28 protein-coding genes and 1 riboswitch are annotated in these 26,814 nt (G+C 53.5%); of the genes, 23 read left to right on the forward strand and 5 right to left on the reverse strand.

Annotated features, from left to right (window positions below; genetic code table 11):
- The first annotated feature begins 34 nt into the window (after positions 1-34).
- The 7 genes from MIH18_RS01190 to MIH18_RS01220 are packed head-to-tail and all read left to right on the forward strand — an operon-like array spanning position 35 to position 9,041.
- Complete coding sequence (locus MIH18_RS01190) at positions 35-3,799, forward strand: ATP-binding protein (protein WP_249013669.1); 3,765 nt, start codon at positions 35-37, stop codon at positions 3,797-3,799.
- A complete protein-coding gene (locus MIH18_RS01195) occupies positions 3,789-4,427 on the forward strand; it encodes a hypothetical protein (protein ID WP_098418495.1) in 639 nt (212 codons plus the stop codon). Before MIH18_RS01190 ends, MIH18_RS01195 begins: the two co-directional genes overlap by 11 nt.
- Positions 4,427-5,677, forward strand: a complete 1,251-nt coding sequence (locus MIH18_RS01200; RefSeq protein WP_249013670.1) for a hypothetical protein — start codon at positions 4,427-4,429, stop codon at positions 5,675-5,677. The genes MIH18_RS01195 and MIH18_RS01200 overlap by 1 nt, the downstream gene beginning before the upstream one ends.
- On the forward strand, positions 5,661-6,524 hold the full coding sequence (locus tag MIH18_RS01205) for a hypothetical protein (protein ID WP_249013671.1): 864 nt from the start codon (positions 5,661-5,663) through the stop codon (positions 6,522-6,524). Before MIH18_RS01200 ends, MIH18_RS01205 begins: the two co-directional genes overlap by 17 nt.
- Positions 6,525-6,536: 12 nt before the next feature.
- Positions 6,537-7,196: an alpha/beta hydrolase gene (locus MIH18_RS01210; protein ID WP_249008862.1), complete on the forward strand. Its 660-nt coding sequence runs from the start codon at positions 6,537-6,539 to the stop codon at positions 7,194-7,196.
- Positions 7,197-7,253: 57 nt separating this feature from the next.
- On the forward strand, positions 7,254-7,826 hold the full coding sequence (locus MIH18_RS01215) for an acyl carrier protein phosphodiesterase (RefSeq protein ID WP_249008861.1): 573 nt from the start codon (positions 7,254-7,256) through the stop codon (positions 7,824-7,826).
- A gap of 36 nt (positions 7,827-7,862) precedes the next feature.
- Complete coding sequence (locus MIH18_RS01220; protein ID WP_249008860.1) at positions 7,863-9,041, forward strand: MFS transporter; 1,179 nt, start codon at positions 7,863-7,865, stop codon at positions 9,039-9,041.
- A gap of 30 nt (positions 9,042-9,071) precedes the next feature.
- On the opposite strand, the gene MIH18_RS01225 is transcribed toward MIH18_RS01220, so the two are convergent.
- Positions 9,072-10,406: a sensor histidine kinase gene (locus MIH18_RS01225; protein WP_249008859.1), complete on the reverse strand. Its 1,335-nt coding sequence runs from the start codon at positions 10,404-10,406 to the stop codon at positions 9,072-9,074.
- Complete coding sequence (locus MIH18_RS01230; protein ID WP_249008858.1) at positions 10,393-11,058, reverse strand: response regulator transcription factor; 666 nt, start codon at positions 11,056-11,058, stop codon at positions 10,393-10,395. Before MIH18_RS01230 ends, MIH18_RS01225 begins: the two co-directional genes overlap by 14 nt.
- A gap of 207 nt (positions 11,059-11,265) precedes the next feature.
- On the opposite strand from MIH18_RS01230, the gene MIH18_RS01235 reads away from it, so the two are divergent.
- The 14 genes from MIH18_RS01235 to MIH18_RS01300 all read left to right on the forward strand — a co-directional run bounded on the left by MIH18_RS01235 (position 11,266) and on the right by MIH18_RS01300 (position 23,678).
- Positions 11,266-11,865: a plastocyanin/azurin family copper-binding protein gene (locus tag MIH18_RS01235; RefSeq protein WP_249008857.1), complete on the forward strand. Its 600-nt coding sequence runs from the start codon at positions 11,266-11,268 to the stop codon at positions 11,863-11,865.
- Between the two features lie 17 nt (positions 11,866-11,882).
- Entirely contained in the window at positions 11,883-13,724 is a 1,842-nt protein-coding gene (locus tag MIH18_RS01240; protein ID WP_249008856.1) for a copper resistance system multicopper oxidase, read from the forward strand.
- Positions 13,721-14,470: a copper resistance protein B gene (locus MIH18_RS01245; RefSeq protein WP_249008855.1), complete on the forward strand. Its 750-nt coding sequence runs from the start codon at positions 13,721-13,723 to the stop codon at positions 14,468-14,470. The genes MIH18_RS01240 and MIH18_RS01245 overlap by 4 nt, the downstream gene beginning before the upstream one ends.
- Before the next feature lie 165 nt (positions 14,471-14,635).
- Positions 14,636-14,989, forward strand: a complete 354-nt coding sequence (locus MIH18_RS01250) for a hypothetical protein (RefSeq protein ID WP_249008854.1) — start codon at positions 14,636-14,638, stop codon at positions 14,987-14,989.
- An 11-nt stretch (positions 14,990-15,000) separates the two neighbouring features.
- Positions 15,001-16,353: an APC family permease gene (locus MIH18_RS01255; RefSeq protein ID WP_249008853.1), complete on the forward strand. Its 1,353-nt coding sequence runs from the start codon at positions 15,001-15,003 to the stop codon at positions 16,351-16,353.
- Between the two features lie 134 nt (positions 16,354-16,487).
- Positions 16,488-16,946 (forward strand): ATPase, encoded by a 459-nt coding sequence (locus MIH18_RS01260; RefSeq protein ID WP_249008852.1) that lies wholly within the window; start codon positions 16,488-16,490, stop codon positions 16,944-16,946.
- Positions 16,943-17,611, forward strand: coding sequence for an isoprenylcysteine carboxylmethyltransferase family protein (locus MIH18_RS01265; protein WP_249013672.1), 669 nt, complete (start codon positions 16,943-16,945; stop codon positions 17,609-17,611). The genes MIH18_RS01260 and MIH18_RS01265 overlap by 4 nt, the downstream gene beginning before the upstream one ends.
- 148 nt (positions 17,612-17,759) lie before the next feature.
- Positions 17,760-17,984 carry a hypothetical protein gene (locus MIH18_RS01270; protein ID WP_249008850.1) on the forward strand — a complete coding sequence of 75 codons (225 nt, stop codon included), beginning with the start codon at positions 17,760-17,762 and terminating at the stop codon, positions 17,982-17,984.
- The gene (locus MIH18_RS01275; protein ID WP_249008849.1) at positions 17,981-20,287 is read left to right on the forward strand and encodes a heavy metal translocating P-type ATPase; all 2,307 of its coding nucleotides are present in this window, start codon (positions 17,981-17,983) and stop codon (positions 20,285-20,287) included. Before MIH18_RS01270 ends, MIH18_RS01275 begins: the two co-directional genes overlap by 4 nt.
- Before the next feature lie 34 nt (positions 20,288-20,321).
- Positions 20,322-20,558: a DUF302 domain-containing protein gene (locus tag MIH18_RS01280; RefSeq protein WP_249008848.1), complete on the forward strand. Its 237-nt coding sequence runs from the start codon at positions 20,322-20,324 to the stop codon at positions 20,556-20,558.
- A gap of 133 nt (positions 20,559-20,691) precedes the next feature.
- A complete protein-coding gene (locus tag MIH18_RS01285; RefSeq protein ID WP_249008847.1) occupies positions 20,692-21,165 on the forward strand; it encodes a DUF4175 domain-containing protein in 474 nt (157 codons plus the stop codon).
- 246 nt (positions 21,166-21,411) lie between these two features.
- Entirely contained in the window at positions 21,412-22,140 is a 729-nt protein-coding gene (locus tag MIH18_RS01290; RefSeq protein ID WP_249008846.1) for a hypothetical protein, read from the forward strand.
- A gap of 423 nt (positions 22,141-22,563) precedes the next feature.
- On the forward strand, positions 22,564-22,965 hold the full coding sequence (locus tag MIH18_RS01295; RefSeq protein ID WP_249008845.1) for an MbcA/ParS/Xre antitoxin family protein: 402 nt from the start codon (positions 22,564-22,566) through the stop codon (positions 22,963-22,965).
- Entirely contained in the window at positions 22,965-23,678 is a 714-nt protein-coding gene (locus MIH18_RS01300; protein ID WP_249008844.1) for an RES family NAD+ phosphorylase, read from the forward strand. Before MIH18_RS01295 ends, MIH18_RS01300 begins: the two co-directional genes overlap by 1 nt.
- A gap of 213 nt (positions 23,679-23,891) precedes the next feature.
- Here MIH18_RS01300 and MIH18_RS01305 read toward each other — a convergent pair whose 3' ends face one another.
- Genes MIH18_RS01305 through MIH18_RS01315 form a run of 3 tightly spaced genes read right to left on the reverse strand, consistent with a single transcriptional unit; the run spans position 23,892 to position 25,725 of the window.
- A complete protein-coding gene (locus MIH18_RS01305) occupies positions 23,892-24,566 on the reverse strand; it encodes a hypothetical protein (RefSeq protein WP_249008843.1) in 675 nt (224 codons plus the stop codon).
- Positions 24,567-24,581: 15 nt separating this feature from the next.
- Positions 24,582-25,316, reverse strand: coding sequence for a HupE/UreJ family protein (locus MIH18_RS01310; RefSeq protein WP_179888212.1), 735 nt, complete (start codon positions 25,314-25,316; stop codon positions 24,582-24,584).
- A gap of 46 nt (positions 25,317-25,362) precedes the next feature.
- Positions 25,363-25,725, reverse strand: a complete 363-nt coding sequence (locus tag MIH18_RS01315) for a hypothetical protein (RefSeq protein ID WP_249008842.1) — start codon at positions 25,723-25,725, stop codon at positions 25,363-25,365.
- Positions 25,726-25,806: 81 nt separating this feature from the next.
- On the opposite strand from MIH18_RS01315, the gene MIH18_RS01320 reads away from it, so the two are divergent.
- Entirely contained in the window at positions 25,807-26,085 is a 279-nt protein-coding gene (locus MIH18_RS01320) for a metal-sensing transcriptional repressor (protein WP_249008841.1), read from the forward strand.
- A gap of 120 nt (positions 26,086-26,205) precedes the next feature.
- The gene (locus tag MIH18_RS01325) at positions 26,206-26,556 is read left to right on the forward strand and encodes a DUF3147 family protein (RefSeq protein ID WP_249008840.1); all 351 of its coding nucleotides are present in this window, start codon (positions 26,206-26,208) and stop codon (positions 26,554-26,556) included.
- An 82-nt stretch (positions 26,557-26,638) separates the two neighbouring features.
- A riboswitch (yybP-ykoY riboswitch) is annotated at positions 26,639-26,811 on the forward strand.
- Positions 26,812-26,814 lie beyond the last annotated feature (3 nt).

Raw genomic sequence — 26,814 nt, forward strand, 5'->3', positions numbered from 1 at the left:
TTACTGATCAGGCATTAAAGCGAGGAGAAAGACGGTGGCTGCGACAGAGCAAAATTATGGGCTGGAAAGCATTATTCTGCACCACTCATTTACCCAGGTGAAGGGCCGGACCATTCGCATCGACTGCCGCGAGCGCACCCATGTCGGCGGCGTTAACGGCGCCGGAAAAACTTCGATTCTGTCACTGATTCCGGCGTTTTACGGCGAAGAACCCGAACGCATTGTCAGCAAGGGTTCCGGTCGCCTGTCGTTTCTGGACTATTACTTGCCGAGCCTGCAAAGCCTGGTGATTTTCGAGTACAGCCGCCACCGCGGTACCTGTTGCTCCGTCATGTTTCGGCACCACTCAGGCAAACTGTGCTACCGCTTCGTGGAAGGCTCCGCTGCTGACACTTTCTTTGCGCCAGAAGTCATTGAACTGTTAAAAGCTGGCGCCACTGCCGACGCCGTTTTTGAAAAGCTTCGCGATTTAAAGTGCAATGTGTCTCGAATAATCGACACCATCACCAACTACCGCGCCATTATCCAGCGCAACCCCCGCCTATTGAAACGTTCCGCCGCCGATGCCCGCAAACTTCGCGGCCTTGCAGCGGACTTCGGCCTGGGCAGCGCCGACACGCACATGAGCCATATTGAACGCCTGACCCATGTGGTGCTGAATAAGAACCGCTTGATGTCCAGCTTTAAGGCGATGATTTGCGAAACCCAGTTCGAGAATATTCACATCCATAGTCGGCCCAAAACCATCGATGAAAGCGGCCTGGTGAGTGACATTCGCAGCATCAAGGCCTTTGAAAAAGAAGAAGCTAAAATTCGCGAGTGCCTACAGCAAGAAAATGAGCGCCAGGCGATTCTGGCTGCCAGCCGGCGCACTGTCGCCAGCCTGACGGCGACAGTCGACGAGGCTAATGACAGTAAAGCCGACATTGCCCGCGACATTGCCAAACTGAAAGAACGTATTAACGAGGAAAGCGAACAGCAGCGCCAGGCCGACGACGAGATTGCGGGGGTTCTGGCGGATAAAACCTACGAATTGAAAGTGAAAGAAGGTGACCTTGACGGCATCTATAAAAAGCGTGAGTACTACGATACCGAAAGAGCGCCTGAGCTGAGCCAGGATCTGCAGAATATTGGCGAATACCGCCGACAAAAAGCCGATGCTGATTCGGATCTGACTGGCCTGACCAGCAAAGTGACTCAGGTAGAAAGCGAGTTCAGGCACGAGATCAGCGAACTGAAAAGTGCATTTTCCCGCGAGCAGGGCGATCGCGAACGGAAGGTCAGCGACGCGGAGACCGCCCGCAAAGACGCGGCTTACCAACATGACAAAGCCATCGGCGCTCTGGATCACGAAAAAACCCGTGAAATAGGCCAGCAGCGCGAAGAACGCAGTCAGGAACGTTCCGCCATTCAAAGCCAGTTGGCCCGCGCCGAAACCCTGCGCGATAACCAAAGCTATAACGATGACGAAACCGGCCAGATAGCCGCTGCCGAAGCGGCCGTGCAAAATGCCGAAGAACAGGCGCAGCATGTTTCTGGCGAGCTGATCGACGCCAACCGTAAAAAAGACCAGGCCCGCGAAGACCGCGATACCGGCCAGAAACACCTTCTCCACGCTCAAGAGCAGATCGATACGTTAACGGCGGCGTTTGAAGATTTACAGCAGCAGATTTCGCCAGACAGCGACACCTGGCTCTGGGCTTTGCGCAAACAAGATCCGGAATGGGCCCAAGGCCTGGCAAAAGTCATTCATCCCGACCTGCTGATGCGAACCGACCTCAACCCGTTAATGCACAGCACCGCGGCGGCTAACCGCCGACAAGTCATGGGTTGGGTGCTGAACACCGATGCGATATCCGCCCCGGAATTTGCGGCCTCGGAAGAAGAGCTGCAAGCGCGCCTGCGCGACATTGATCAAAAACGCCAAGCGGCCCGAAAAACCCGTGATGACACAGAAAAAGCCGCGCGTAATCGCAACGAGGCCTACCAGTCCCGATGTTCCGCTGTAGAACACATGAACACCGAGAAAAAGCTTACCGATGACTCGCTCACTCGGCAGCGTGAGTACCTGAAGGCCATGCGGGAACAAATTCGCCAGGCGCTGAATGAACGTAAGCGAGCCCAAGGCGCGAAAGTGACCGAACTGCAGAGCCTCCTGGAGCAGTTCAACAAAGACAGTGAAATGGGCGAAACCGCCACCATCAGCCAGTTTGCCAAACGCTTAATGGATTTGCGCGGCCAGTGGGCCGAGCGCGAATCCCAGCTGCAGCTAAACATCGACCACGCCCAACAGCTGGTTCAGCAAGCCCGAAGCGAACACGTACAACGCCTGGAACTGAAACAAACGGCGTTTAACCAGAAATTAGAAGATGAAGGCATAGATCCGAAAGTGGTGCAGCAGACACGTGCCAAGGCTGAAAGCCTGAAAAACCGGGTGCAGGAAATTGAGCAAGCAGAGCCTTTGGTGCGCGAATACAAAAACTGGATCGACAAGGACTGGTCACGTAAAGACGGCCTGACCGGGGACTGCAATCTGCTGGAAAAACAGGTCGCAGACATAAAAACCCGGCGCGGCGAACGTCAGCGCAAGCACCAGGAAAGTGTTAAACAGGTGAATGTAAACATCACTCAGCATCAGCAGAAAATCGGCGTGCTGGGCAAACAGATCGAGGAAGCCGAAGGCATCCTGAAGAAGTTCGACGTCGCCCCCGATGACATGGCGATGCCGGGCAACATGGTTAATCTGACCGGCGAACTGCAGGATGCCTACGAGCGTCTGGACAAACTGCGCCGCGAGGTGATGGCTACCTTCAAACGCGCGCTCACAGTACTGAACCAGTACAACGGCACCCAAATCCAGAGCGCGTGGCAAAAGCTGAGTGAATTCCGCAGGCAGCGGCTGACAGACCCGGCCCAGGAATACGATGAAGCTTTCCAGCTCATGCAAGTGCAAGACTTGCGCTCACTGCTGGACACCGACATTCCGCAGCTGCGCTCTACCTTGGTGGATCAGTTTACCTCTGAAGCTAACACCTTGTGCCGTTACTTCGACAGCCTGGAAACCATGGCCCGGGAAGTGAAAGCCGTGTCCCGCACTCTGCGCCAGAAAATCAACACCGATCAGCGCATTGAATCCCTAAGCGATATTCAAGTGGTGCTAAGGCCGCGAATTGAAGACGATGAAAGCTGGCAGCCCCTGAAGAGTTTTGTGGTGCAGTGGCGCGACTGGCACGCAGTGCACCGCCGCGAAATGCCTGATGACAGCATCACCATGGCGTTCCAGCTGGTCAGCGACACTTTGAAATCGGCCAGTCTGGGCGAAAGCGTGGAATCCATGGTGGATATGCACCTGACCATGAAAGAAAACGGCCGTGAAGCGGTAATCCGTAACGACAACGACTTCCTGACCGCCAGTTCTCAAGGCCTGACGTATCTGGCCATTATGGCGGTGTTCATGGGTCTGACCCGCTACCTGTGCCCGGACAAAAACACACGCATTACCTGGCCCATCGATGAGTTGGGCACCCTCAGCCCCAACAACATTGCACGCATGGCGGAAATGCTGGAACACAACAACCTGACCATGATTTCGGCGTGTCCTAAACTGGACCGGCCGCTGCGCAAGTTCTTCGAAAACAAAATCAGCCTTCAGCACGGCCGCGTACACAACTTTGAAAGCGCCACACCGGGTGCGCCAAAAAGAGATTTGCTAGCGAGTGTGACCCGCCCACGCCCAGAGGCCGATTTACCAGACGATCTGTTTACCAGCGCCACCGAAGGAGGCAACCATGCAAACTAACCCACTGTTCGAACGCACGGTAAGCGCCTTACTGGCCGGTGAAATTATCTGCGAATACAGTCACGATGAATTGTATAACTATTTACTGACGCAACCGGTGCAGCAAAAAGTTTCGGATTTCCTACAACAGATGAATCGAACCCTGCGCCAAACCAGCAGCCACGATGCCTGGCTATGTTCTTACCAGGATCTGTCACGCCCCGACGCCAAAGACGCCGTGCGCCAGCAATTTCGAGAGGTAGCCAACCACCTGGAAGCCCTGGTGCAGTTTCTACGGCTGGTGATGATGGTGGAAGCCGCACAACGCCCCATTTCCGCCGGCGAACACCTGCGTGAAGGCAAATTGCTGGAACGCATTTCCACCGCGCCGTCGCTGGAAGCCAAACTGCGTTCGCTGTGTGAAAAAGACCTGTTCCGCACCAAGCGCAGCGACAGCGCGGGCCAATTGCGAGTGGTACTGGAGAACCTTACCAAAGCCGGCTACCTGAAACCCATCGGCACCAGCGGCAGCGTGTTTCTGGCGACGGCAAAGTGGAGTTGGTTGTACGACGTGATGACCTTCATTCAAACCCACGAAGGCATCCGCGAAGACAGCGCCGAAGACGACCCGCAGCTGAGGATTGTCTGATGGCCAGAACCCACGATGCGCAATCCACCCTGCGGGCGCTGGCCACCTACGGTGACGTGATTCTGGAAGCCCATCTAAACCGTGGCAACCGGATTGCCCTGAACGACGACAACGTTGGCGTACTGGAAACCCTGGAACACCACCGCCTGGTGTGGCGCCTGGGGGACACCGAAGACCTGCAGCTGAAAAATGTTCTGGTGCGATTGCTAGACCACATCACCGAATCGGAACGCCGGCGTTTTGCCAGCGCCCAGGTTGACCGCCTTTGGAGCGACCTGAATCGACTGTTTGTGGATTATCGCGAAGCCAAAAAACGCGCAGCGTTTACGGACAAATCGCGAATTGAGAGTGAAATCAAAGAATGCCTTTCAGAAATCATTGAAGACATCCGCAACGCCACCGATACCTTCTCGTCTTACATCAGCAGCGGTTTCAGCTACATCACCGATATGGATCTACGAATTCGCAAGAACCACGAAGTGATTGAGCGAGCAGGGCAACTAAACAGCCTGTTTGAAAGCTTTAACACCCAGGACCTAGCCGATCAGGCCGGCAACGATCCGTTCCTGAAACGGTTGCTGCTGAAATATCTGCCGGCTGCGCTGGAACAAGGCCAGAAAAACCTCAGTTATGCCCTCAACCAGCTGCGCCTGACGCTGGTGCGCCTGCGCGAAGATCAGCGCCTGAGTAAATTGGTCGGTGGCTTTGAAAGCTATTTTGCTAACAATCGCGGTTACATCCCATCGATTGATGATCTGGACCTAAGCCACTGCCCGGCGCCGCTGAACAATGTCGTGTCCTTCGCGATCGTCGCTCGTGGTGATATTTATGACCCGGCAGACGACGAAGACCTGATTACTCTGGCGCAAACCGCCCGCACCTTGGGCGCCGACCAGCAAGGCACTGAACCTGCAGCTGCTCTGCAACCCGTCGAGTTTGACGTTGACGGAGCTTCTGATCTCGAAGAAGAAGATCCGGTGGATGAGCTGATTGAACAGCTGGTGCAGTTCGTGGTGGATGGTGATATTGGCGATGGCGAAATTGATGCCCTAGAGGCCCTCAGCGCCAGCGGTCTGGCATTGGATGCAGCCACCTGGCTGTCCACGCTGGAAGCACAGATCGACTCGCTGGCGCCTAACGACCAGAGCCAGATAACGGTGGAATATAAAAGCCAGCTGGATCCGCTTTATAAAGACAACCTCTACATAACCGGCATGACTTTGCGAAGAAGCAATGAAAGCCGAATTTAAGGCCATTACCAAGCTGCTGCAGGCCGGGAAGCGAGAAGTCGCCCGCAGCAGTAGCGTCTGGAAAAGAATTCACGAGGAAACCGGATTAGGCGCCGTTCGTGGCAATAAATTCCTGTTCTCGGAGGACGAACTGGACAAGTTGCGTCAGTTTGGCCGCGCCCTGACCGGCGGTGAGCTGGACCCTCTGTTTTACCAGCCTGCTGGCCCGCGTATGGACATGGCGGAGCTTCACAGCAATGAAAAATTCACCAGCCAGTCGGTATTCGGCAGCCTGCTACTGCTGGCAACCGCCGGTAACGCCAGTGTGTTCATTAACGGCCAACCAAGCGCCACACAACCAGGCTCCGTACTCGCCGTGAAGCCAAGTGTTGTTAACCGCGAGGCGCTGACCCAACAAAACCTGATCGTGATTGAAAACGGCTCGTTGATGCCAGACTGGCACCGCATTGTTCTGCCACCGGCGTGGCAGCACGCCGTATTGCTGTATCGCGGCCACGGCGAAAACGCCCGTGATGTTAACCAGCTGGCGCAGGCACAGCCGTCCGATAGACTGGCTTTATATTACGATTTTGACCCGGCGGGCATGGCGATGGCACTGAATTGGGGCAAGGGGAATATCCTGGTACCGCAAGACTGGCCGGGGCTGGATTGCAGCGCGGCAGGCGGCCTGAGTCAACGCGGCACCTATCGCCAACAACACGCAGCACTTAACATGGCGCAGGCCGCGGCCCGCACCGACCAGCAGCGCAGTATTATGGCCTTCATGGCTGATCATGAGTGTGCGATCATGCAGGAACATATTACTACGCGGGCTTTGCCCCTGGTTGCAATTACAGGTTCCAAATAAACGAGGTATAAGGTGCAGGATCTACAGACTATTGAGGTTGAAACCCAAGCTAACCCCACGGCCGCCGTTATCTGGCTGCACGGACTGGGCGCCAATGGACACGATTTTGAACCCGTAGTACCCGAACTCGGTTTACCGGAAGGCGCCGCCGTGCGCTTTATATTCCCAAACGCGCCCAATCTGCCGGTCACCATTAACGGCGGCATGTCTATGCCGGCCTGGTATGACATCAAAGCCATGGATCTTGATCGTATTATTGATACCGAACAACTGATGGCGTCAGCCCGCGCCGTTGGCAAGCTGGTGGACCGGGAGATCGAACGCGGCATCGCCTCCGAACATATCGTAATTGCCGGTTTCTCCCAGGGTGGCGCGGTTGCCTATGAGTTAGGCCTGACGTATCCGAAGCGCCTCGCCGGTATTCTTGCGCTTTCAACCTATTTTGCCACCGCAAAGTCGGTCAAGCCCTCACAGGCCAATGCCGGTATTCCAATCAATATTTATCATGGAACCGCTGATCCGATGGTTCAGGAAGCGCTGGGCCTTCGCAGTTTGAAAGCACTCAAGGAAATGGGCTATCAGCCGGCCTATATGACCTTCCCTATGGAACACAGCGTGTGCCTTGAGGAAATTAAAGAAATCGGCAAGTTCATCCGCAAATACGCCCTTTAGTGACTGGTTGCAGTCTTAGAGGCATACACTGATAAGAAACCTGACAGGACTCATTCCTTGAACCATCTTGCCCACGTTTTTCTGGCCCCGGATTCTGCTGAATGTCGTGTTGGTAGCATTCTGGGTGACTTCAGCCGCGGCGTTGACCTGTTGGCGTTACCGGGCAAGGTGCAGGAAGGGGTTCGCCACCATATAGCCGTTGACGTGTTCACGGACAGCCATGCCGAGGTGCTTGCCAGCAAACGCTTGTTTTCGCCCCAACGCAGGCGCTTTGCCGGGGTAGCCCTGGACGTACTTTACGATCACTACCTGTTGCGTCACTGGCAGAGTTTCAGCCCGGCGCCACGGGATGCGTTTGTGCATCGCGTGTACCAAGAGCTTCAGCATAACGAACACCTGATGCCAGCACCCATGGTGAGAGTGATGCGCCACATGGTTCGCCATGACTGGTTTGGTGCTTACCAGAATCTGAGCAATATTGGCGACGCCTTGGACAGGGTAGCCGAGCGTATCCGTTTCCCCAATCAGTTCGCCAGTATTATTGATGAAATTCGCGATCACGACGTTCAGTTGGAACAACATTTTCTGAACTTTTTCCCGGAACTACAGAGCTTTGCCAAGCAAACCTAATGTAGCTTCAACTACTAGAATTGGATTCCCACCGCAATGAGCAGACTCGAAACCCGACAAGCGGTACTCTCGTTTATCGGTCTGATGCTGGTCGCCCTTAACCTGCGCCCAGCCCTTAGCAGTATCGGCCCTGTATTGAGCACAATCGGTGGCAGTTTTACCTTGTCGGCTACAGCACTGGGCATCTTGACGACTCTTCCGGTACTGTTTTTAGGACTGGCGGCACCGCTGGCGCCTAAGCTGGCAAGCCGTTTGGGTATTGAAAGAACGATTCTAGTTGTTCTGGTGGTGTTAGCGCTGGCGCTGCTCGTGCGGCCTTATTCCGGCTTAACCGGGCTGTTTACCGGTACTGCTATAGCCGGGGGCTGCATCGGTATTATCGGTGTGTTGCTGCCGGGTATTGTAAAACGGGATTTCCCCAACCACGCCAGTTTGATGACAGGCATTTATACCGCAATGCTTTGCACAGGTGCAGCCATTGCAGCGGGCACAACCGAACCCCTGCGGGAGCTGTTTGATCAGCAATGGCGTCCGGCACTGGCTTTCTGGCTGGTGCCAGCTGTTCTGGCGTTTGTGGCCTGGTGGGTTCAGTTAAGTGATAAAAAGCTGGGCGTCGAACTGGGGGAAACCCGTGGAAAATCCATTTACCGTGACCGACTGGCGTGGCAGATAGCTCTGTACATGGGTTTGCAGTCGTCATTGGCGTATACCGTATTCGGCTGGCTGCCCACCATTTTGCAAGATCGCGGCATCAGCGCCGTTGAAGCAGGGCTGGCGCTGTCGGTGTCTATTTTAGTGCAAGTGGTTAGCGCCATCGCCGCGCCTTTAATTGCCAGCCAAATGCGCGATTATCGGGCGATGATTTTTCTGGTGATGTTGCTGGTTATCGCGGGCCTCGCCGGCTGTATTTACGGGCCAATGGATCAGATGTGGTTGTGGGTTGTGTTGTTGGGTCTTGGTCAGGGCGGCAGTTTTAGCCTGGCGCTGACTTTACTGGCGGTGCGAGCGCGGGACGCAGAAGGTGCTGGGCGCCTTTCCGGCATGGCTCAAAGTCTTGGGTATATCATGGCGGCCTTTGGGCCACTGTTGGTTGGCGTGCTGCGCGATCTGTTCGGCGGCTGGCAGGCCGCCGGCGGATTTCTCATTGCAATCGGCATAGGTGCAGTGCTGGCAGGTCTGAAAGCTGGCCGCAATGCGTATGTTTTTGACGACTAGGGCGCTTTACCTAGCAACAAGCTGCCTGACCTAGATCGATATTTCTACGAGCACCCTCAAGCCTCCTTTCGACCCGGATGAAAAGGAGGCGTGCCCGCTATACCTGTCAACAATATCGCAGACAATAGCAAGACCCAGCCCGTGCCCCGGGGTTTGTTCATCCAGCCGTCGCCCTCTCTGACCCAGGTGCACCTGATCACCTTCTGACACCCCAGACCCATCATCTGTTACGACAATCTGCGCTAAGCCATTGCGCTGTTCTAAAGAAAGTTCAACGCATTCTTTAGACCATTTTCCGGCATTATCGAGTAAATTTCCCAATATTTCGTTTAGATCATGCTCCTCAATCGGCCAGCGAAATTCCTCGGTGAGTGAAGTGGACAGTTCGAATGACTTTTCGGGATAAAGCCGGCCCAGCATCCACAAAAGATCCCGGGCTTGCTTAACAGGGTAAGCACTCTTACCAACCTGGGGCCCGGCAAACCGACTGCGCCGCATCTCCGCCTCTAATTGCCTGTCAATATCGCTCAGGCGTAATCCCATCTCATGTCTCAGGCTGTTATCCAACGGCCGACTGGTATCTTCGAGAACCTGTCTGACGGCCGCAATGGGCGTTTTAACGCTGTGAGACAGGTTCGCCAGCGCTTCCCGGGAGCGCTCAAGCCTTTGATCCAGGGAATCAAGCAGTTGATTGAGCTGTTGCACCAGTGGTTGAAACTCTTCTGGAGCCTCTGCGTCGATCCGCGATATTTCGCCACTCTGTAGTCGTTTGAGAGCGGCCTGAAGCGAGACAACGGGGCGCATTGACAGGTTAATACCAAACCAGATAATTCCCGCAAGCAAAATGATCAGCAAGATCGACACGATCGCCGTCCACGCATGCAGTTCTGCCTGGCTTTTTTTCAGCGCTCCCATGTCTTCCGAAACGATAACCTTTATAGGAACGCCGTTTACAACAAATGATTTCCGATAGGCCAGAATGTCGGAGGGGGCGTTGGCGATCGTCGCATCCTGTACTCTGATACTTTCGTTGGCATCAGATTGCAGCAATGGCATTAATAGCGGTTTCCAGGATAGCGGAGATATGACCGTTTGATCTGGGGATTGGATGGCAAAGGCATGATGAAATACCTCCTCAAAATAATCACCGGTCTGAAGCCTGTCGATTTGCCCGTCGGCTTGACGAATGTGGAGTTCAAGAAAGGCCACTTCGCCTTTCAGTCGGCTTTCAAGAAACTCTCGCGACATCCTTTCCAGGAGTAAACCGTGTATTAGCCATGCGATGGCCATCAAACCAATGCCGGCCGGCAAAAGCAGGGTAAGAAGGGTGCCTTTTATGGATACCCGTTTTCTAAAAAGCGTCATTAAACAAATACCCCTGACCGCGCCGCGTTTCAATGGTCTCCGCTCCGACCAGCTTTCTCAGGCGCCGGATATAGGCTTCGATGACGTTTTCATTGGGACTTTCATTAAGATTGTAGAGCTGCTCCATGAGTTGTTCTTTGGAAAAAATATGCCCGGGGCGGCTCATCAAACACCTTAGCAGTCGGAATTCGGTGCCGGTTAAGCTGTGTTCGGTATCGTCGTCGATTTTCAGGCACTGCCGGTTTTCGTCAAGCTCAAAATGTCCCACTTTTACTGAGGAGAGAACCCGACCCTCGCTGCGGCGCACGATGGCGCTCAGCCTCGCAATCAGTTCCTCAGCCTGAAAGGGTTTGGCGAGATAATCGTCTGCGCCGGCTTTCAGGCCGCTGACTTTGTCTTGCCAGTCGCCTCGCGCCGTTAGAATCAATACCGCAAAGTTTGCGTTGTCCTGCCGCCATTTCCGTAACACGTCTAAACCATTTCCGTCGGGCAGTCCGAGATCCAACACAGCTGCCCGGTAGTCTTCCTGCACGCCCAAAAGCATCGCTTCTTTGGCCGTGCCGGTGACATCGACACTGAAGCCGGCCTTCTCAAGTTGGCTGGCGAGCCCTTCGGCCAACAAACGGTCATCCTCTACAAGCAGTAATCTCATCTTTCGTTCCTTTCCTCAGGCTAAACCGGCTGATGCAGTGTCCGCTATTAACCTGAATTCAGCCTGAACTAAAAATATTTCAGCATTTTCAGAAAGAATTCAGGTTGATGAGCGATGGTAGCAAGCGTTTTAGCCAAATGCTCACGTTGCCGGATAAACCCAGTGGGTTTTGAACGCACGCCATGACATATCACAGGAGAAAGTTTGATGAGCGTATCAAAGTTCGTAGTCGCAGCATTAGCCATGTCAGTTTCAGCAGTAGCTCTTGGGGCGGGTGCTCACGGAGACGGGCACGGGCACGGTCAAGGTGCAAAGAGCGGTGAACCGGGTAAAGCCTCGGAAGCCGGGCGCAGCATTACTGTGCAGATGTACGACAACTACTACGAGCCTGAGTCTTTTGATGTCAAACCAGGGGAGACGGTGCGCTTTGTGGTTGAAAACAAAGGCAGCCTGGTGCACGAATTCAATATTGGCACGCCTGCCATGCATGAATCCCATCAGAAGGAAATGACGATGATGGTCGAGCACGGGGTTATTCAGGGTGGCAAGCTGAATCGCGACATGATGGAAATGGACATGGGAAATGGCATGTCCATGAAACATGACGACCCCAACAGCGTGCTGTTAGAGCCGGGCGAGAGCAAAGAGGTTGTTTGGAAATTCTCGGAAAAGAGCAGCATTGAATTTGCCTGCAACGTTCCGGGGCACTATCAGGCTGGCATGTATGGCGAAGTGAATTTTAACTCCGGCGACTCTCGCGTTCGCTCACTCGCCGACGCATCAAAACCTTTGAATACTGCAAAATAGTTTTGGAGTAGTTGACCATGAAGACAACCCTTCTCGCAGGCGCTTTAAGCTTGCTTCTACCGGTTATTGGCCTAGCGGGTGAATACAACCTGACGGTCGACCGGGTTCAGATCGACACCGGCGACTTTGTCAAAGAGGGTATCGGCTACAATGGCGCGTCCCCCGGGCCGGTTCTACGTTTTAAGGAAGGCGAAGAGGTCTCGATTAACGTGACCAACAACCTGAATGAAATGACGTCCATTCACTGGCATGGCATGATCCTGCCTTTTACTCAGGACGGCGTGCCCGGCATCAGCTTTCCGGGTATCAAGCCCGGGGAGACCTTCACCTATAAGTTTCCCATCACTCAGTCGGGCACCTTCTGGTATCACAGTCACGCTGGTTTTCAGGAGCCCGATGGCGCCTACGGTGCCATTGTGATTGAACCCGAAGGCCGCGAACCGTTTCGTTACGATCGCGATTACGTGGTTCAGCTGACCGACAAGCATCCCCATTCCGGCGATCGCATCATGCGTAACCTCAAAATAATGGCGGATTATTACAACCGCGAGCAACAAACCGTCGGAGATTTCTTTTCGGAAGCTTCTGACAACGGTCTGATGGCCACCATCAAGGATCGGATGGCCTGGGGCGACATGCGCATGATGAAAGCCGATGTTGAAGACTTGCAAGGATTCACCGGCTTGATGAATGGAAAAGGCCCTGACCAGAACTGGACCGGCATTTTCGAGCCCGGCGAGCGGATTCGGCTGCGTTTTATTAACTCGTCTGCCATGACCTATTTTGATATCCGCATTCCAGGCCTTGAAATGACCGTTGTTCAAGCGGATGGCAACAATGTTCAGCCGGTGACTGTGGATGAGTTCCGCATTGGTGTGGCGGAAACTTACGACGTGATTGTGCGGCCCAAAGAGGAACAGGCTTATACGATTTTTGCCGAATCCATGGGGCGTTCGGGGTATGCGAGGGGAACGCTGGCCCCTGAGGCGGGAATGGTCGCGGCTGTGCCAGAACTGCGCGAAGCGGCCCGATTGACCATGGCCGACATGAGCGGTATGGAAGGCATGTCCGGCATGGACCACTCCGGCATGAAGGGAATGGAAGGGATGGATCACTCCAAAATGGCCGGTATGAATCAGTCTGACATGAAGGGAATGGAGGGCATGGATCACTCCAAAATGGCTGGTATGGATCAGTCTGACATGAAGGGGATGGAAGGGATGGATCATTCCAAAATGGCCGGTATGGACCATTCCGGCATGGAAGGCATGGAGGGTATGGATCATTCTGCGATGGGCCAGGGTTCAATGGCATCCGCGGGTGGCGCAAGCGATCCCTTTTATGCGGCGGGCAGCGGCCTGATTCCAACGGCGGCCAATGGTGGCAAGTTTCTGTCTTATTCCGACCTGAGAGCGCAAAAACCGCTCTATGACGAACGCGAACCAACCCGGGAAATCGAACTGAAACTGACGGGCAACATGGAGCGTTACACCTGGAGTATTAACGGCGTCAAATATGAGGACGCGGATCCGATCCGCCTTCAGTATGGCGAGCGGGTGCGGTTCAAGTTTGTTAATACAACCATGATGACCCATCCCATGCATCTGCACGGCATGTGGTCCATTCTGGATGTCGGCGCTGGCCAGTTGAACCCCATTAAGCATACGGTCAGCGTTCAGCCGGGTACCACGGTCTATATGGAAACCGAGGTGGATGCGCCGGGACAGTGGGCCTTTCATTGTCATCTGTCCTACCACGCAGCGGCTGGAATGTTCCGCAAGATCATTGTTGAGGGCGGGCCGGAGTCCACGCAAGCGGCGTCCGATGGCCAGCCAGGCGATGTTGGAGGTGACGCATGAAACTATGGACACCTTTAATAGTAGGTACAGTTTTAGGTCTGAGTGTTCTGCCAACTCTGGCCTTTGCTCAAGAGCGGATGCGTGACACCACTGAACGGAAGGCGCCGTTAAAAGTGTGGGGCGTTCAATTTGAGGAGTTAGAGTACCGCTACAGTGATGACGACGAAGAACTTGGGGTATGGGGCGGCGATTTTTTCTATGGCACGGACGAGCTGAAATTTCGCTGGATAACAAAAGGCGAGTACGTCATCGAAGAACAATCCTACGGAAAGCTGGAAAACCAGCTGGTGGGTCAAGTGCCCATCTCTGACTTCTTCGATGCCAAAGCGGGGATAAGGTTTGACACGCCCGAAGGCCCTGATCGCACATACGCCGTTCTGGGTGTCGCGGGCCTTGCGCCACAGTGGTTCGGAATCGATGCGAACTTTTACGTAAGCAAAGATGGCGACACGTCCGCCGCTCTGGATGCAGAATATGAACTGCTCTTCACCAACTACTGGATACTCACGGCCACTCTGGATGCGACTGTGGCGTTCAGTGAAGACAGAGAAATTGGGGTTGGAACGGGCCTGGTATCGACAGAAACCGGGTTGCGGCTGAGCTATGACCTTATCGACCGGGCTTTCTCGCCCTACGTGGGTGTTGTTCACGAACGCAAGTACGGCGACACAGCTGACTTCGCCAGAGCCGATGGCGGCGGCACAGAAGACTGGTTTGCGGTGATTGGAGCACGGCTTACCTTCTGATACTCAGGAAAGGCCCTGGACATCCGTCCTCGGCCTTTTTTTCTGCACAATTTGATGTAACTCAAGCTTTGGTCTAACAGACCGTTTATCCCTGCCTTTTTCAGTTGGAGTTCAGCCTGGCGTGTTGTGATAGAGGCTGAGAACACCGGCTGACAGGGGAAATTCATGACGAAAGCTCATAAAGCAACAAACCAGGCTCAATTTCTGCTTCGACGCAAACTCACAGTTCAGGGCCTTACTGAACCTCAGTGGGAGGACTTCATTGACGAGCTGAATCATCATCCGTGCGTCGATTTTGCCGAGCGAAAATCGGAAAATCAGTTGATTGTCACTTTTGATGCCACCCATTGGTCGACCGATGCTCTGATTGAACTGGTTGGATCGCACGGCGGCCATCTGACGGGCGGTTGGTGGGAGCGCAGAAAACTAGCAGGGTACCGATTCGGCGATGAAAACCTCCGAGCCAACGCCAACCTTGATCCCTTTTGCTGTTCAAAAATCCCACCGATGAAAAAATAAAAGGAAGTTGCATGAGCAAGGACCAGGATAGAACCTCGCGCTATCAGGAAGGCAGCCTGACGCTGCCAGGAACGGTCATGCTAGGCACCGGTGTCATGATTGGCGCCGGCATATTCGCGCTTACCGGACAAATGGCGCAAATGGCAGGTGCGCTCTTTCCGTTGGCTTTTCTGGCGGCCGCCATTGTTATTTCCTTCAGTTCTTATTCCTATATCAAAATCTCCAATGCCTACCCGTCAGCGGGTGGCATTGGCATGTATCTGCACAAGGCCTACGGCGATCGCTTATCGACGGGGTTTAATGCCTTACTGATGTATTTCTCAATGGTGATTGCCCAGAGTTTTCTGGCCCGGACGTTTGGGTCTTACACCATGCAACTGTTCGGGGGTGATGAAGGCGGTCGCATGGTGCCGATACTGGGCGTGTCGCTTATTTTGGCGGCATTCATGATCAACCTGCTGGGCAATCGCTGGATTCAGGGCGTCGCTTCGTTCATTGGTATTCTCAAAATTGGGGGCATTCTTGCCTTCGGGCTGGTGGGTGTATGGTTGGCCGACAGCCTTGCGGTCGACTTTTCCAGCAGTGGCGAAACTGGTGTTGTAGGCAATTTTCTGGGTGCGACAGCCCTCGGTATTCTGGCCTTCAAAGGTTTTACCACCATCACCAACAGCGGCGCCGAGGTGAAAGACCCGAAACGTAACGTTGGTCGCGCCATTGTGATCTCCATTGCCGCCTGCGTGGTTATTTACACCCTGGTGGGCTTTGCCGTTGCAAGCAATCTGTCCCTCGCCGAAATCATCGAGACCCGGGATTACTCCCTGGCTGCCGCAGCACGTCCGGCACTGGGTGATTATGGTCTGTGGTTCACCGTGGCGATTGCCATGATGGCGACCGCTGGGGGCATTCTGGCCAGTATCTTTGCGGTTTCCCGCATGCTGGCCATGTTGACTGAGATGAAACTGGTACCCCACAGCCACTTTGGTATGCCGGGTAGCATCCAGAAACACACGCTTGTTTATACCGTGGTGCTGGGCCTGGTTCTGACCGCCTTTTTTGATCTATCAAGGATTGCGGCCCTCGGTATTATCTTTTATCTGATTATGGACATCTCGATTCACTGGGGTGTGCTGCGCTACCTGTATCAGGATGTGAAGGCCAAGAGGTGGGTGCCCGCCGTGGCGATCGTTCTGGATCTGGTGGTTCTGGGCGGTTTTGTTTGGGTTAAATTGAACTCTGACCCTTTTGTGATCGGTGTGGCTGTGGTCACGATGATTGTTATTGCGGTTGCCGAGCAGATATTCCTGAAGTCTTCCGCCAGACGTAAGGCGATGAACAGTGATGAGTCTAATGCACACCATCACTGATATTCACAGTGTAAATCGGAGGGTAATCCCATGATGGACCGCGATATGTTTGGAAACCCCATGTGGGCTGGACATTGGCTATGGATGCCGGTCATTCAAAGCGGGAACGCAACACACATCAAAGGTAAATCCGAATGGACATTAAAACGTTTAGGGAGCTGATCGGCTGGACAAGTGATCTGCATGCACACCTGGCGCGCTGCCTTTCACACTGTGCGACACGGCATGAGGAAGAACGGGCGAGGGCGCTTCTGGACTACCTGGCCGCTCATGAGTCCGAAATTGAACGTATTGTGAACGAGTTTGAACGCCAGGCAGACAACAATGCATTGGAAACAAGGGTTTATGACTACCTTTACCATAACCCTATTAAAACTCACCGAACCTGTGACGAGCCCTATTCAACGCTTGATTTCGATGGTATCCGCCGTGAGGTGTTCGATTTTCACGATCAAATAATCGATCTCTACCAAACACTGGTCGGGAAAGCAGAGATTCCGGAGGTCAAAGAGCTAATGGAGTCACTATTGACGATGGAAATAAACGAGTCGAAGCGCCTGGCTAGTCAGGTTGGCCGGATGGACGATCTATGAACGAGTCCTTCAACCACGCTGGGGCCTGGGGCATTGCACTGATCGTTATCGTTTTGGTGTCTTGGTTTTTTTATCGATATTTTGCGCCAAAGAACTGGCGAGAGTGGGCCGGTGCCGGTGTGGTGCAGGCTTTTATCATAGCGCTTTATGCTGAAATGTACGGTTTTCCGCTTACTATTTATCTGCTGGTGCGCTTTTTCGGTCTGGACAGCGAGTATGTTAGCGCCAGTCTATGGTCGACCCTGGTTGGGCTTGGCGAAACCGGCATGCTTGTCTCAATGTTGCTTGGCTACGGAATCGCATTTACCGGAATAGGATTCTTTATTCAGGGGTGGCGCCAGGTTCACAAGGCGCGAGGAGAAAATCGCCTGGTAACAGACGGGTTGTATGCGTATGTGCGGCATCCCCAGTACACAGGGCTGTTCATTGCTCTGTTTGGAGAAGGCGTGGTGCATTGGCCAACGCTATTTTCGGTAGGCCTTTTTCCGGTGATCGTGCTCGTTTACACCTGGCTGGCTCGACGTGAGGAGCAGCAAGTACTGAAACAGTTCGGAGACGCTTATCGCAACTATAGGCGGCAAGTACCGATGTTTATCCCTCGTTGGGGCAGCTGGCGCCAACTCGCGGCTGCTTCGCGAGCCGGCAATGATGAGAAGACTGTATGAGTCCCTACTTGATCTAGATACAAGATTTAAAATCGGGTCTTCTGGATTGAAGATGATAACCAAAAAAGGATAGTCGAATTATGTCCTCAAAAAATAGCACAACCAGTTCCCGCCATTAACGTCTACAATTTGAAAGGGAGGAAATACCATGATGGACGAGAACATGTTTGGAAACACCATGTGGGCCGGGCACTGGCTTTGGATGCTGGTGATTGCGATTGTAGTCGTCATACCGGTCTGGCGAATATGCCAGCGTGCGGGATATCCAGGCTGGCTGGGAATTCTGATACTCATTCCGATGGTCAACCTGGCGCTGTTGTATTTCATCGCTTTTGCCGGCTGGCCTGCGGATAAAAACAGGAGCTCAGAATGAGTGAGCATTCATCAAAAGACCCTGTGTGCGGGATGTCGGTCGACCCCCATACCGCAGAGCATCGCAGCGAGCATGCGGGCAAGACCTGGTATTTCTGTTCGTCCGGCTGCAAGTCAAAGTTTAATGACGCTCCGGAAAAGTACCTCGGTGACAAGAGTGAACAAGAAGAGCCGGTAGCTCCTGGCACCATGTTCACCTGTCCGATGCATCCGGAGATCCGCCAGCAAGGCCCGGGCGACTGTCCGATCTGTGGAATGGCGCTTGAGCCGGAAGAAGTGAGCCTTAACGACGGGCCCTCCGAAGAACTCACGGACATGACTCGTCGGTTCTGGATCGGTCTGGCCCTGGCGCTTCCTGTATTTTTGCTTGAAATGGGTGGCCACTTTTTCAAGATTGACCAAATTGTGTCGCCGCAAATATCCAACTGGATTCAGTTAGTTCTAGCCACGCCAGTGGTCGTTTGGTGCGGCGCGCCCTTCTTTGTCCGCGGCTGGAAATCGATCCTCAGCCGCAATCTGAATATGTTCACGCTTATTGCCATTGGCACGGGCGTTTCTCTGATCTACAGCCTGGTAGCGACCCTGGCGCCGCAGCTATTTCCTGCCGCGTTCCAGCAGGCAGATGGTTCGGTCGCCGTCTATTTCGAAGCAGCCGCCGTTATTGTGGTGCTGGTTTTGTTGGGGCAGGTGCTTGAGCTACGGGCTCGGGAAAAAACATCGGGCGCCATCAAAGCGTTGTTGGATCTTGCGCCCGCCACCGCAAGAAAACTTGAGGATGACAATAGCGAGTCCGACGTTTCGCTCGATCAGATAAAGGTGGGTGATCGTTTACGGGTTCGCCCCGGCGACAAGGTGCCACTGGATGGCGAAGTCCTTGAAGGCAGCTCGAATGTGGATGAATCCATGGTGACCGGGGAGCCTTTGGCGGTCAGTAAAAAGACGGGCGACCAAGTGGTTGGCGGCAGCATCAATCAACAGGGCAGCTTCATTATGCGCGCCGACAAAGTGGGACGCGACACCATGCTGTCCCAGATTGTGCAGATGGTAGCCAGCGCGCAGCGCAGTCGTGCGCCGATTCAGGGCCTGGCAGACAAAGTGGCTGGCTGGTTTGTGCCGGTGGTTATTCTCATTGCGGTCATTGCATTTATCGTCTGGTCGGTCTTCGGGCCGACGCCGCCCATGGCCTTTGGTCTTATCGCGGCGGTGAGCGTGCTGATTATTGCCTGTCCCTGCGCTTTGGGTCTGGCAACTCCCATGTCCATCATGGTCGGTGTCGGGCGAGGCGCCCAGAGCGGCGTCCTGATCCGGGATGCGGAAGCGTTGGAGCGCATGGAGAAAGTAGACACCGTAGTGGTGGATAAAACGGGAACCCTGACCGAGGGCAAACCCCAGGTGACGAAGCTGGTGCCGGCAAACGGTTTCAGCGATGAGGATCTGATGCGATACGCCGGTGGCCTGGAGAAGGGCAGCGAGCATCCTTTAGCACACGCCATTCTCGATAAAGCCACAACCATGGAGTTGAAACTGCCGGACGCCGAGGATTTCGACTCTCCGAACGGTAAAGGTGTGACCGGCAAGATCGACGGAAAAAAGGTTCTGCTTGGCAATCGATTGCTGATGGAATCAGAAAGCGTCGATACCTCCGCCTTTGAGGAAGAGGCGGACCAGCTTCGAAAGGATGGTGCCACCGTTATTTTTGCCGCAGTGGATGGCAGTGTTTGTGGGTTGCTGGCGATTGCGGACCCGGTCAAAGAGACCACGGAAGCGGCAATAGCCGCTCTGCAGAAAGAGGGTATCCGGGTGGTGATGCTGACCGGGGACAACCGGACTTCCGCCGAAGCCGTGGCTCGCAAGCTCCATATTGATGAAGTGGAAGCGGAAGTACTGCCGGAAGACAAGGGCAAGATCATTCAGCGCCTGAAGGACGAAGGTCGCATTGTTGTGATGGCAGGTGACGGTGTGAACGATGCGCCAGCCCTGGCCACCGCAGACGTTGGCATCGCCATGGGTACAGGGACTGACGTGGCCATCGAAAGCGCGGGTATTACGCTGTTGCGCGGTGATTTGATGGGCATTGTAGAAGCGCGGAAGTTGTCGCGGGCAACCATGCGCAATATTCGGCAGAATCTGTTTTTCGCGTTCGTTTACAACGCCGTCGGCGTGCCGATTGCGGCGGGGGTCTTGTATCCAGTTGCCGGCATCCTGCTGTCGCCTATTATTGCCGCTGCGGCTATGTCGCTGTCTTCGGTAAGCGTCATCACGAACGCCCTACGATTGAGGGTAGTGAAACTATCAGACGACTAGGCTGATGGAACCTCCCTCGGAAAAGGAGATGTGTATGTCTTATACAATTCTCGGTGCATGTAATCCAAACATGGCTTGGGAAGCGATCGGCGTAGAACCTCGGGTAGGAGCAATGTTGCCATGCAACGTTATTCTTCGCGAGACAGCCGAGGGTGTTGAAGTCAGTGCGGTTGATCCCGTTTCATCCATGAGCGCAATCGACAATGAGCAGCTCAAGCAGGTTGCGGGTGAGGTGAGAGATACGCTGTCTGAAGTTATCAACGCAATCTGACGGCTGAATCGACCAGCCAAAAAAATTGATGTACAGCAATCCAGAGGTTGATTTGAGGATAAATTCAGGTCCGATTCAGGTGGGTGCAGTTAACTGGATATGTCGCAAATCGACCTCGTTAAGGAGCTTCGCTATGAAGAGTTTCACCAAAGTAATCGCAATCTCGTTGATTATGGCCACACCGGTTGTCTGGGCGCAGGGTTCAGATAACCAGCAGAGGTCCGGTGGCATGATGATGTCCTTAGAACAAACACAGGAAATGCAGCAGAATATGTCCCGCATGCAGGATATGACCGGCCAGATGCGGCAAAATTCCGGACAAGACCATCAAGAGCTCATGCAGGAGCATATGGATCGCATGCAAGAGCAGATGCGCATGATGCGGGACGGTATGATGGGCAACCGAGGCATGATGAATGGCCAAGGAATGATGAAAGGCGAGGGAATGATGAATGATCAAGGTATGCAGGGGAATTCCAGCCAGGGTCAACCTGCAATTAAACCGGAGGATCGCTTCCAATTTATGGAAAAACGCATGGATCAGATGCAGTTGATGATGGAGCAAATGCTGGAGCATCAGCAGGAGTTGCAAGGCCGCTCGAAATAATTCTCTGACATGGACGATCATCTGGAATGCCCGAGCTTTCTGGACACTTCGAAGCCTCACGCTGAAGCTGTCCCGAAAGCCTCTGGGCTTAAGCGGCCCCGATGGCTGTGGCGACGGTTTCGATTATGGAATGTTCACCATCAGGTTCAATCCCGACGCGTGCGCAGATGTCCTCAATCTGTGCGGTTAACTCTCCGAAACTGAAACGTAATAAAATTCGAAAGGTATTGTTTGGCGACTTGATCCATGTCGGAAGCCGCTGGCCCTGTTGGAGGTGCAATGGTTTTTCTAAAGATTTCGCGCCGGCCAATGGCCGCAGCCGTGCTCGCTCTAATGGTCTGGGGTGTAAGCTTCTTTCTGCATTTTTTCTGGGAAATGGCACAAGTACCGTTTTTCCTTGGTATGGCCGAAGCGCGTCACTGGGACGTAGTCTGGCTCTGTACACGTGCGACCCTCGGAGACGCGAATATAGCCTTTGGCGCTTACACGATGGCGGCATGTGTATCCCGGGATTGGTTCTGGGTGGCGAAATCCTGGAGCCGGTCGACTCTGTTGGTCTATCTCTGCGTCGGACTGATCGTGACAATCGTTTTTGAGTATTGGGCAACCGGAGACGGGCAGCGGTGGAGCTACAACGAACAAATGCCCGAACTTGCTGTGACCGGCACAGGAATATTGCCGCTCGCCCAGTGGGTAGTCTTGCCAATGTTGCTGGCCTATTCCACAAGATGGATGTTTCTTGGGTGGTTGGTTTCGAAGCGCATCGGCGTCTTCCACGCGAAGACCGACGGGGCAGCTGATGATCCCCGTCAGTCATCTCGACGGAATCCAGGTGGAGGTGATAATGGGACGAGTCGTGAAAATGTCCGTGATTTTCAGCAAATTCAATCAAAGACAGGCTTTGGGACGCCTGGTGAACATTCTGATCCGAGGCCCACGCACCGCGAAAAAGGATCAATAATAATAGTGCAATGACTATCTAAATTGCTGCTCTTATTCTATGAAACCAGGGTTAAAGTCACGCGTAACTGTGAATGGCTAATCGCCGGTGTTGTGCTTTCGCAATTGTAGTTGTTGAGCCCAAACTTCTCGGTCGAAAACTGAGTGATGATTGGTGTGGGATCATAAAAAAACTGTTAACAATATTTATCAATGAGTTAGTTAATTCACACGCTATCTGGAACCCTCCGATAAATCGAGTTTCCGGCCCGAAAGTTACCATCTTTATTGTTTATCATGGCAGATTCAAAGCGATAGAATGCGGCCTATACAGTCGTGTTTCGATTATTTCGACGGGTAATATCCCAAGTCTGGCATTGTCTCGATGTGGACTAATTTACTTTATTAGTCTACCATGGGAAATGGCATGATTAAGCCGTACCAAGGGATAACATCACCATGATGGCAGCAGAAAAGAAATCTCAGGCCGACCTGAACCGCATGAGCGTTAAGGGCTTGAAAGCGGTTATGAATATTCTGGAAAAATGGGGGTGCTCGCCTGAGCAGACGCAGGCCATTCTCAGGCTCCCGCGAGCAACGTTCTACCGATACCGCAGTAACCCTGATAAAGCCAAACTGGACGCTGACCAACTGACGCGACTGAGCTATCTGCTGAATATTCACCAAGCTTTGCGCATCGTGTTTGAGAACAAGGACAACGTGTACCAATTTATGAGCAAGAAGAACCACAACCCTTTTTTCAATGGCAGAGCGCCGTTAGCCGTTATCGAGACTGGCGATTTTGGGGCTCTTTATGAAACCTACAAGCGAATCGATACGCTTCGCGGAGGACTTTGGTAATGGGTATCGCGCTGCCAGCGACGATACTAACGAACCAGAAGGGTTACCGGTTGGTCAACTCCAGACTGCCCACCATACAACTGTTCGATGACGTGGCAAACGCGGAAGACTTTGAGGATCTTTACGATCTGCAAGCCCTTACCAACCCCAGACTTACAACTCAGGTAGGCAAACTGGCCTATATCAACACTCAGGATATGCCTTGGGGCATACCTGGCTGCTCCTATGCTGTTGCGCCTTTCACTCACGTTTCACCGAATGGAAGCCGTTTCAGCAATGGTGATTACGGCATGTTGTATCTTGCCGATACGATGGATACCGCCATCAAGGAAGTTGCCTATCACCAGCAGGCCTATATTTCTAACGTTGAAGGACTGGCGTTTGACCGACTAATTTTCCGGGGTTTGTCATGCGTTTTTTCGGGCGACCCGATTCACGATGGAACCACGGTCGAGCAAAGCCATCCGATCTATGATCCTGGCTCCTACACGGATTCGCGGGCAATGGGAGCAAAGTTGCGGGCCGATGGGTCGGAAGGAGTTCAGTATTGGTCTGTCCGTGCGCCAGGGCAAACCTGTTGGGGGTTATTCACGCCGAAGAATGTAGCGTCCATTGTGCAGACGACCCACTTTGAATTTATCATCGATGGGCGATCTATTGTGGACATTCGTAAGCTCTCGAATCCTGACGAATATTTTCAAGAAGTGAGTTAGGCCGCGCCGACTTTCAAATACCAAATTCAAACTAATTAGCCCCGCACTCCAGGGTTTTATAGTCGTTTGAGTACCAACTTTATCATGCTCCCACAATGAGTTTTTTTGGCGCACTGGCGTGTGAAATAAAAGCATATTGCGAGATGGCATCCGGTCGGGCCTATCAAAAAACGATAAGCCCGATCGTGACAGCAATTATTCAGACTACTTTTATTACATCGCCCTTTTCAGCTCACCATAGTCACCATCGGTGCGAAGCACCAGTGTGATGTCATTATCGTTGCGATTGCGGAAAAACCAACCGTGGTTGCCGGTAAACGCTGCCTCCAGTTCGCCTTCATCTTCCGGCACACCACGGCCCTTCTCATAGGAGATAGACTGGCCGCCGCCATCACCGTGGGTGTCGAAGTTGACAGGGCCGCCTTCGGATACCCAGGCGAATCGGGCAACGGCTCCTTCTTGCATAGTGAGCTTGAACTCTGTGCCTTCGCCCGGGGTGAGGACAACACGGACTTCGTCCTGCCATTCAGGTTCGGCGGCCATTGGCGGGGCAGGTTGCTCCACTTTTTGCGCGGTCTCAGGCTCAACTTCAACTTCAACAACCGCGGCTGTCTCGAAAACAGGCTCCACGGCCTCTGGCTCAGCCTCATTGATGGAGGGTTGCACCGCAACCATCTGTGCGGCTTCTTGCGCGAGCTGTTCCTTGATTTCACCTATCTCTGTCAAACCCAGCAGGCGGCCAGCGCCTGTGGGGTCCAATGCGTACTCGGAGGGCATCACCACGGTTACCAGCAGCAAGAGCGCTACGATGGCGGCGATGGTGGTGGACCGAATCAGCTGCGCGGAGCTGGGTAATTCGCTACGTGAGGGCATATCTGTGTTGTACATAAAAGATCTCCAGAATTAAGCGACAAAATAGCCGGTGAGCTGATAACCGATGAGCAGGAAGCCGGCGCTCATCATGGCCACGTTGGCGGTATAGGCATGGCGGAAAAAACCATCGGTTTTACGCCAGTAGCTCATGACGATGAGGATCATCGCCAGGGCTAAAAGCTGGCCGATTTCCACACCCACATTGAACGCGAGCAGGTTCGGTATTAGCCCATCCGGAGAGATGTCGTACTCAATGATTTTCGTGGACAGACCAAAGCCGTGGAAGAAGCCGAAGATCAAGGTGGCGGCCTTGGTGTTGGGCTGGAAGCCGAACCAGCGCTGATACGCGCCCACATTATCCAGTGCCTTGTACACCACCGACAGCCCAATGATGGCGTCAATAATGTAGCTGTTTATGCCGACGTTAAAGTACACGCCCAACAGCATGGTGGTGGAATGCCCCAGCGCAAACAGGCTTACGTAGATTGCAATGTGCTGCATGCGGTAAAGGAAGAAAATGACCCCCAAAAGAAACAGCAGGTGGTCATAACCGGTGACCATGTGTTTGGCCCCGAGATAGATGAACGCAATGAGGTTTACCCCGGATATTTCCTGGATGTACCCCTTGTCTCCCTGGGCAATGGCATGGGCCAGCACCTCGGCGCTCATTCCGAGCAAACCCAGTGTCAGGAATACCCAGATCAGACGGCGACCGCCGGCGGCGGTGCGCGCACGCCAATGGCCGTCAAACAAAGTTGACAACATAACGACTCCAATTAATTTCGTTTAAAAAGCTGCGGTGCAGCGAGGCTTAAACAATCAGAGAGGTTTTTGGCGGGCGTTCGAGCCGATAACGAAAGCTGCGGGGAGAATCTCCGGCGTAGGGTATAGGCAGCCGGAGTGAGATTGAATAGCCAGGGATGAGGCGGGTCGTCAGGCGATCCGCGGATTCGTGGCTGTGATTGCCCGCGTCGTGATGCTGGTGACTGTCTGACTTTTCGTCAAAATCGTCGTGGCTGTGTGAATGATTATCGTGACCCGCTGACACAAACACACTTAACTCTGCAATACCGTGAGATGACGCCTCACCAACGGCCGAGAGGGACATGCCAGCCAGCGCAAGCAGCAGGGCAAAAAGTGGAATCAATTTTTTACGGTGGGTCGCCGTAACCATAGGTGTCCGTTCTTTAGTCAGGCTATTGGATTAATTCGGTGAGAGAGGATAGCATCCCCCCTAGGGGGATAGGAATTAAATATGGCGAATGACCAAACGCACCACTCGCATCCGCAGATTGTTAAACGCCTGAAGCGGGCTCAAGGTCATCTGGGTAGCGTGATAGGAATGATTGAGGCAGGGCGATCCTGCCTGGAACTGGCGCAGCAGCTCCATGCTGTGGAAAAAGCCATTCAACAGGCAAAGCGGGTGTTGGTACAGGACCACATTGAGCACTGCCTGGATGATGCGATTGGCCCGCTGGAACCGGAACAGAAAAGCCGTGTTGATGAGTTCAAAGCCATTGCCCGTTATCTTTAAGCGTTGTTGGGTCATGCTTGATAGTCTGAAACACCGAACGTACTGGCACCTGTTCTTCGCTCGTTAGTGGTTCTGCTGAGCACCGGGAAATTAACAGGTTTGAGTTCAGAGGGTTTTCATTTGGCCTGGATAATCACAAAATACGCCATTACAGCTCTGCTGGTGGTTTTGATCTCAGAAGTGGCGAAGCGCAGTGATAGGTTGGGCGCATTGATTGCGGCGTTGCCGTTGGTAACGGTATTAGCCATGATCTGGCTTTACCTGGAGCATCAACCAACTGAAAAAATCAGCAACCACGCCTGGTATACCTTCTGGTATGTTTTGCCCACGTTACCGATGTTTCTGGTTTTTCCGTTCCTTCTGTCGCGGCTTGGCTTCTGGGGGGCTCTTGCGGCAAGTGCCATTGTCACCGTGGTGTGTTTTAGCGTCCTGGCTGTCGTCATGAAGCGGTTTGGCATTATTTTGTTATAGCCATAAAACTTTAGGTAATTCTGCGGTCGCGGAAGCGTATTCATCTCCTTCCCACTTGATTTACACGTTGGTTGTGTTAGATTTGGCGCTCTTTGGGGAGTAGCCTGCTTCCGGTATTCGGAAGAGTTCGCGTCAACATACCTGGCCAAATGCCATGGTGCGAACACCTCTCGGTTGGCGAGACCATCGATATATCCATGCCTGATGGTCGGGCGTGTCGATATGTCGTGGACTCAACGCCCGGCCGGAGAACATCGA

This window comes from Marinobacter sp. M3C, from assembly GCF_023311895.1.
GTDB lineage: Bacteria > Pseudomonadota > Gammaproteobacteria > Pseudomonadales > Oleiphilaceae > Marinobacter.